This is a genomic window from Sphingobium lactosutens, assembly GCF_013393185.1.
GTDB lineage: Bacteria > Pseudomonadota > Alphaproteobacteria > Sphingomonadales > Sphingomonadaceae > Sphingobium > Sphingobium lactosutens_A.
Genome location: NZ_QJQX01000046.1, coordinates 1 through 6,712, shown reverse-complemented (window position 1 = coordinate 6,712; position 6,712 = coordinate 1). Strand labels below are relative to the sequence as shown.

Below are 6,712 nucleotides of genomic sequence, written 5' to 3'. Positions count from 1 at the left end.
AGCGTCACGAAATTGCGGCCGGGCGACGTCACGATCACCTTGGCTCCGGTAATGATGGGCATGCGATATCCTAGCTACGTCCGTAAGCAGACCCCCTGCGCTGTTACGCACGACGAGCCTGCAGAAGCATTACAGTTGAAAATTCACGCCCACCGAAATGGTGCGGCCCACCCTCGTCTGGTAAAGCGTGTCGTTACGCGAACCGTCTATGAAGAAGCGATTTTCTTCATCCGTTAGGTTCTGCGCCTCGACGATGAGTTTGACCGAATCCGTCAGCTGATAGGATGCCGAGGCATCGACATAGATGGTGGGCGAGTTGCCCTGATAATTGCTGCCTGGGGACGCCGGAATCGTGCGAATGAACTTGTCGCGCCAGTTCAGGGTCGACCTGATGCTGAACTTGTCATCCTCGTAATAGATGGTGCCCGATGCCGTGTTCCGAGACGCACCGACGAGGTCAGCCGTCGTCGTGCCACCGTTGGTCGCGGTGAGAAGATATTCGATCTTGCTCTGCACATGCGTGTAGTTGGCGAGTATGCCGAAATTCTTGAGCATTCCTGGAAGGAATGTCAACGGCATCTGCAGGTTGACCTCGACCCCGTTGAGCGGCCCCCCGGGTGTGTTGACCGGCTGAGAGACCGTGAACAGGTCGGTCGGGACCGCAGGCGTCCCAAGGAGGAGTTCGTTGGGCAACCCCAGTGTATCGAAGGAGACGATGTTTGTTACACGTTGGATGAAGGTTTTGATCTCCTTGCGGAAATAGGCCACCGATAGCAACGATCCGGGGCGGAAATACCATTCGATCGCGGCGTCATATGTCGTGGCGCGAATAGGATCGAGAAATGGATTGTTGACCGTTCCTACCCGGGTCGTGGCGGTGACACCGCTCGTGGGCGACAGGAACCCGAGATCCGGACGAGACATCACCTTCGATGCAGCCAGACGCACGACCAGATTGTCGACCGGTTCGATTACAAGGTTGGCTGACGGTAGCCAATCGTCATAGGTCCGGGATACGGCAGCATATTGGACTCCCAATCCGGTGGGAGACGAATTTCCGGCAGGTGCCGCAACGGCGATGCCGCCCGATGATCGGGTCGAGGTGCGGACATATCGCAGGCCTGCATCGCCACGCAGACCAAAACCCAGAGCATCGCTCAAGTCGAACCGCGACATCAGATATGTGCTTGCCACATCTTCCTTGATCCGCGTGTCGCCGCCACCGCAGTCGCCTTGGCAGAAGCGCGGAGGCGTCTGGTCAAAGACCGCAGCCCACTTGTCGGGATCAATGATCAGGTAGGATGCCGGTGCACCGTGCCCCCAGAGCTTGTCCAGGCCGTTGACGCTGCTGGTGATGTCCGCAAGCGTCATGCCCGCAGGCAGGTCTTCCATCAGCAGATCCACGGTCCAGGGCCGGGAGCTGGTCGCGCGATAGTGGCTCTGGCGATACTGGGCGCCAGCCAGGATGGTGAATTGTTCACTTGCCCGCCAGGAGGCGTTGAATTCTGCCGTCAGGCCATTGGTCACTGTCGTCGCAGGACGGTTTTGATAGTCGAAGGACCCTCGCACCGTGCCATCAGCCAGTGCAGGGCCGTAGACGAACGAATTTGGATCCGACGGATCGATGCCGAGGCCGATCGTGGGCACGCCGCCATCCCGGAAGTCGAGCACGAAATTGTCGACATCGTTCGCGTTCATGTAGGTATGCTGCCGACGGGTGCCATCCAGATAGGACTGGTTGAGGCCGAACAGACCTGTAATCTCCAACGTGTCCGTCAGCTTGCGTTTGAAGTTCAGATTGACCTGTTTGAACGTAGAGGAAAAATTCTCCTGCTGAGAGTCCGAGAACAGATCGACCCCGTCGAACACACCGTAGACGAGCGACCCCTTCTCATCGAACTGGACGTCTCGCACCGATGTCATGGGCTGGCCATTGTTCGAGATCTGGCGTCCGAACGACAGTGCCCCGATGACCGTATCCAAGCGTGAGACATTGAACCGCGAATAGAGCAGATCGACCGAGATGTCGGTGTCATCGTCCGGCTGAAACAGTACCGTGAACGTGCCCCCGATCCGTTCCTGGTCCTGCGTGTTGTTCAGGTAAGAAGGCAGGCGCGGGAAGAAGGCGCCACTCCCGGGAACGGCAGCCGCATCCGGGCGCCGCAAGTTCGCGATCGCTTCATAGGCGGCAACCGTACCGGTGCGGGGATTGCCGGTGCTGCAATTCTGCGCATTGGCGCCTTTGGATGCGCTTAGCGGATAGATCGTCGGATATCCCAGCGGCGTGCAGAACAGTCCATTGGTATTGGCCGAGATCACGTCACTGGCATTGTAGCCGACTTCGCGCATCTTGCGCTGCTGGTAGGCCAGAGATGCAAGGACGCCCCAGCGTCCATCATCGAATTTCTTGGAAATCAGCATCGAGGCGCGAGGCCCCAGATCCTCCGACAGTTCGCTATATGTTGCTCGTGCCGTCGCGGTAAGGACGAAGTCCTTCTTGCTATCCAGCGGCTTGGGAGCAAGCAGGTCGACCGTTGCGCCAAGCGATCCTTCCTCGACATCGGCAGACGGTGTCTTTCGGACAACGAGAGCTGAGAATATCTCGGTCGGGAAGGCGTTGAAGTCGAAGTTACGGGCGCTGTTCTGGGTTCCGTAGATGTTTGATGTGGCTGTTTGCGACGTCGCTTCCATCCCGTTCAGCCGAACCCGCGTAAACCCTGCGCCAAGACCACGAACGGCGATGTTGCGACCTTCGCCTCCATCCCCGCGCGCCAGGGCGACGCCGGGCACACGCTGCATCGATTCGGCCAGGTTCGAGTCCGGGAACTTCCCGATATCCTCCGCTACGATCGCATCGACCGCAGCCGTCTCCTTCCGCTTCTGGGACAGAGCGTTATTCAGCGAAGCCCGGAAGCCGGTAACGACGATATCAGCAGCGGCATCGCTCACCATAGTGTTGCTAGCGGCGACGGCTCCTGCGTTTCCCAGGCGGACTATCGCAATCGCGCCTCCTTCACCAATAGATGTTTTGAACCCGCTGTCCTGGACGATCGCCGACAATGCCTGATCGACCGTGCCGGCACCCCGAAAGCCGCGAGAGGTTGCTACGGAAACTTCCGCCGCCTTGTAGATCACAGGACGACCGGACTGCCGACCGAAGGCATCAAGAGCGGTCTTGAGGGGACCCGGCGGGATATCGAATGATCGCTGTTGGGCTTGAGCCGGCTGAGCCAAAGCAACAGCGCAAGTGGTGGCCGCCAGCATCGCGGCGACAGTGCCATATCTCATCCTCATCCCCTCTTCTTGTCCGCGAGAGCTCAACCAACCCTCGTCAAGGGAACAAGACATTCCACTATGCAGATGCTGTAACCACTATTTGAAAATTTTTATCGCTTCGTCGGTTTCCTGGATATTCAGGCCGTAAGCCTGGCGAAGAAGTCGCGCGAAACCTGCGGGCTCAGACGCTGGGAACGTGCCACCGATGCGGACTGCCGATACCTCAGCGTCGGCGACAATGATCTTGACCTGGTTGTATCGATTAAACTCCGCGGCGATGTCACCCAGCGCTTTATCATCAAAATGCAGCATACCCTCTCGCCACGAGAGAGCATCTACGATCCTGCCTTGCGTACCGGATGTGACGAGCGTGGAAGCCCCTTCGCCGATCGCGCTTTCGCCGGTCGTAATGATTGTCGAGCGGTCAGCTCGCTGGCTAGCGAAATCGTCAACGCGGACTCGGCCTTCCAGCACCGAAACCGTCACCCGTGCGCCATCACGCCTGACGGCGAATTTCGTCCCGAGGACCACAATCGTGCGCGTTCCGGCATGCACTATGAAAGGGCGGCCATGCTGGTGGGCTACCTCAAAGAAGGCCTCGCCTTTATCCAGCCACACCTCACGTTCACTGACATCGATAGCTGTCCGGACGCTGGTGGCGGTGTTGAGTTCGATCTGGCTGCCGTCCGAGAGCTGCGCACGTGAATGGCCACCCACTTTGGTCGCATAATGCGCAACCACCTTCTGTCTCTCTCCATCGGACCCGCCGATGAGATAGAAAGCGGATGCTCCAAGGAGAAACACGAATGACGCAGCAATCCCGGTGATCAGAGATGTCCTCTTCCACTTATGCCACGGCGTGAAGATTTTGGTTTCGCTGACGTCGGCCCAATCGGTTGGCGGCGAGTCCGCGCTGCCAAGCGCGCGAATGCGATCAGCTTCACTCCAACTATGTTCGAGCCGCCAAAATGCGGCTTTGTTCATGTCGGACTCTGCCAGCCAGGCGTCGAACGACGCCTGTTGCTCCGCATCCCAATCCTTTTGTTCACGCGCGATAAGCCATTGGGCGGCCTGGTCGCGGGCAGTTCCAGCCCTGCTCATACCTCGCCCTCCTTCCGAGCGCGACGGTCGTAACGCTTTCGCACAGCTTTACCGGAGCCGCCCAGCATGAAGTCGGCCAAAGCCTTCATTCCGGTTGAGAGCTGATGATTGACAGCATCCTTGCTGATGCCAAGACGAGCCGACGTTTCGACCACATCGAGACCATAGATCTTCCGAAGCTTCACAATCTCACGGACGCGGGGGGACAGACGCTCAAGGCCAGCTTGGACCTGACGGAGAGCATCTCGTGCATCCAGCTGCCGCACGGCATCGAAGGCGCGATCCTGCTCTGGCAGCGTTTCCAGATCGGCAACCAACTCGATTGAAACGATCCGCTGGCGCTTCGCACGGTTGATCAGCATGTTGCGCGCCACTGTGAACACATATGCCTTCGTATTTAAGGGAATTCCGTTTCTGGCGCCTGCAATCACCATTTCATACACGTCATGGACTAGATCGGGGCCATCTTCGGATGTGCGGCTATTATGGCGAATATAGCGCAGCAAGGCGGCTTCGAAAGGCAGAACCTCTCGACAGAACCACTCTCTGACATCCGCCTCGTTGGCCGTCACGCGATCCAAGCCTCTCATGGCATTCAAACTCAAAGCCTATAGACAATCCAGTTCGAAAATTCTGTAGCCACAGAGACGCTACTATCAGATGCAAGTTCGATAATGCCTCAAAGAGCCGCGAGCATTCTACTCCTGAGCAATCGCCTGCAGGCAAGCATCGGATGAACTGGCCGGTGTCGATGACAAGAAATGGCGCATAGCAGCCGGTTCCGCGCTCGACCCTTTACCACCCTTTACGGCCGATTTTCGAGTTCCAAGCAGCAGACAGCCGGATTTTTCTTATGATCTCAAGGTTGGCCGGTAGGCAGATGTCGAATTTAGTCCGCAAATTAGAAGATAGCTATCATTCGTATGGCCAAAGCCCCCCCCCTAGCTGCGATCCAAGCCCAGGGCGCGGTTATCGGCTATGGCGGCCGCCATTTCAGCCTGAGCGGCGGCGATACGCGCCTGAGCCTCGATCAGCTTGACTTCGGCATCCGTAGCTGCCTCCTCGCGACTGTTAACGAGGAAGAAGTCGCTTGAACCCAGATCGAAGCGACGCCGCTCTGCCTGGGCCAGCCGCTCGGCCAGGTTACGCTGCCTACGGGTAGTTGCGACCAGCATGCGCGCAGCATCGACCTCAATGCCGATGCCTGCCACTTCGGCACGGATTTTCTCGGCAAGATACCGCTGCTTGACGGTCAGTTCGTCAATCTTTGCCTGACTCTCGGCAACCTTGCCCTTTGCCTTTCGATTTTGCAGCGGAACTTTGAAGGTCACGCCGATAACCACCTCCAGCGGCGCGCGGCTGTAGCCACCCAGGCCTTCGGCACCGACATCTTTGGCGACCTGCCCTTCAAGATTAAGCTTGGGCCGAGTGTCGTTCTCGGCCAGTGCCAGTTTGACCGAGGCATTGTCGATTTCTTCAAGCAGGATGCCGAAGTCGGGACGGTCTTCGATCTCGAAAAGCGGATTGACCCGCAGGCCATCGAAAGCATCGGCAGACACAGGCAACCGCGCCATATCAACGATGATCGGAAGCCCCTCCGCATCGCGATGATAAAGCGAGAAGCTGTTGGCCGCGGCCAGAAAATCCTGCCGTGCCTGAACCACCAAGGCCTCGCGCTTGACTTCATCAACCGGGCCGAGGTCGTGCATCTTCTGGGGCCTCCGGGCACCGGGAAGAGCCACATCGCTACCGCCCTCGCAGTCGAGACCGTCAAGGCGGGCAAGAGCGTCTACTTCATCCCGCTCGCCGATCTGATCGCTTCGCTGGCCAAGGCCGAACGTGAGGGCACCTTGCGCGAAAGGATCCGCTTCCTGTGCCGCTCTTCCCTCCTCGTCGTCGATGAGATCGGGTATCTCCCCGTTACGCCTGGCGGCGGCAACCTGTTCTTCCAGCTCGTCAACGCCCGATACGAAAAGGGCGCCATGATCCTTACATCCAACCGCGGCTTCGCCGAATGGAGCGATGTCTTTGGCGATCCGGTGGTCGCCACCGCGCTGCTCGACCGCCTTCTTCACCACGCTGTGGTCATCCAGATCGAGGGCTCCAGCTATCGCATGCGACAGCACGCCGACCTGCTGCCTGAACATGCGCGCGCTACACCGCCCATCAACCCGTCGCCCTTGCCCAAACGGCGCGGCCGCCCGCCAACGAAGGAAAAGCCCGATCCCATCACGGCTGATCACCGGCATAAACCCTCCCGCCAAACTAGGGAATTTTAGATGCCCACTTTTGAGGAATCTTCGGTGCCCGTTGACATCTCGTCCACCCTCGTCCG

At 58.6% G+C, this 6,712-nt stretch carries 5 protein-coding genes; 1 reads left to right on the top strand and 4 read right to left on the bottom strand.

Features of this window, described 5'->3' with window-relative positions:
• Positions 1-129 precede the first annotated feature (129 nt).
• From DM806_RS11110 to DM806_RS11095, 4 genes are all read right to left on the bottom strand, one after another.
• Complete coding sequence (locus DM806_RS11110; RefSeq protein ID WP_256869248.1) at positions 130-3,288, bottom strand: TonB-dependent receptor; 3,159 nt, start codon at positions 3,286-3,288, stop codon at positions 130-132.
• 84 nt (positions 3,289-3,372) lie between these two features.
• The gene (locus tag DM806_RS11105) at positions 3,373-4,377 is read right to left on the bottom strand and encodes a FecR family protein (RefSeq protein WP_179043286.1); all 1,005 of its coding nucleotides are present in this window, start codon (positions 4,375-4,377) and stop codon (positions 3,373-3,375) included.
• Positions 4,374-4,949: an RNA polymerase sigma factor gene (locus DM806_RS11100; protein ID WP_372859498.1), complete on the bottom strand. Its 576-nt coding sequence runs from the start codon at positions 4,947-4,949 to the stop codon at positions 4,374-4,376. Before DM806_RS11100 ends, DM806_RS11105 begins: the two co-directional genes overlap by 4 nt.
• Before the next feature lie 369 nt (positions 4,950-5,318).
• A complete protein-coding gene (locus DM806_RS11095) occupies positions 5,319-6,086 on the bottom strand; it encodes a TolC family protein (RefSeq protein WP_306294755.1) in 768 nt (255 codons plus the stop codon).
• On the opposite strand from DM806_RS11095, the gene DM806_RS11090 reads away from it, so the two are divergent.
• On the top strand, positions 6,081-6,656 hold the full coding sequence (locus DM806_RS11090) for an ATP-binding protein (RefSeq protein WP_372859497.1): 576 nt from the start codon (positions 6,081-6,083) through the stop codon (positions 6,654-6,656). The genes DM806_RS11095 and DM806_RS11090 overlap by 6 nt on opposite strands.
• Positions 6,657-6,712 lie beyond the last annotated feature (56 nt).

Bases quoted from the DNA above. Each gene is read 5' to 3' on its own strand.
- DM806_RS11105 (WP_179043286.1), bottom strand. From the start codon at position 4,377: ATGAGCAGGGCTGGAACTGCCCGCGACCAGGCCGCCCAATGGCTTATC.
- DM806_RS11110 (WP_256869248.1), bottom strand. From the start codon at position 3,288: ATGAGATATGGCACTGTCGCCGCGATGCTGGCGGCCACCACTTGCGCT.
- DM806_RS11095 (WP_306294755.1), bottom strand. From the start codon at position 6,086: ATGCACGACCTCGGCCCGGTTGATGAAGTCAAGCGCGAGGCCTTGGTG.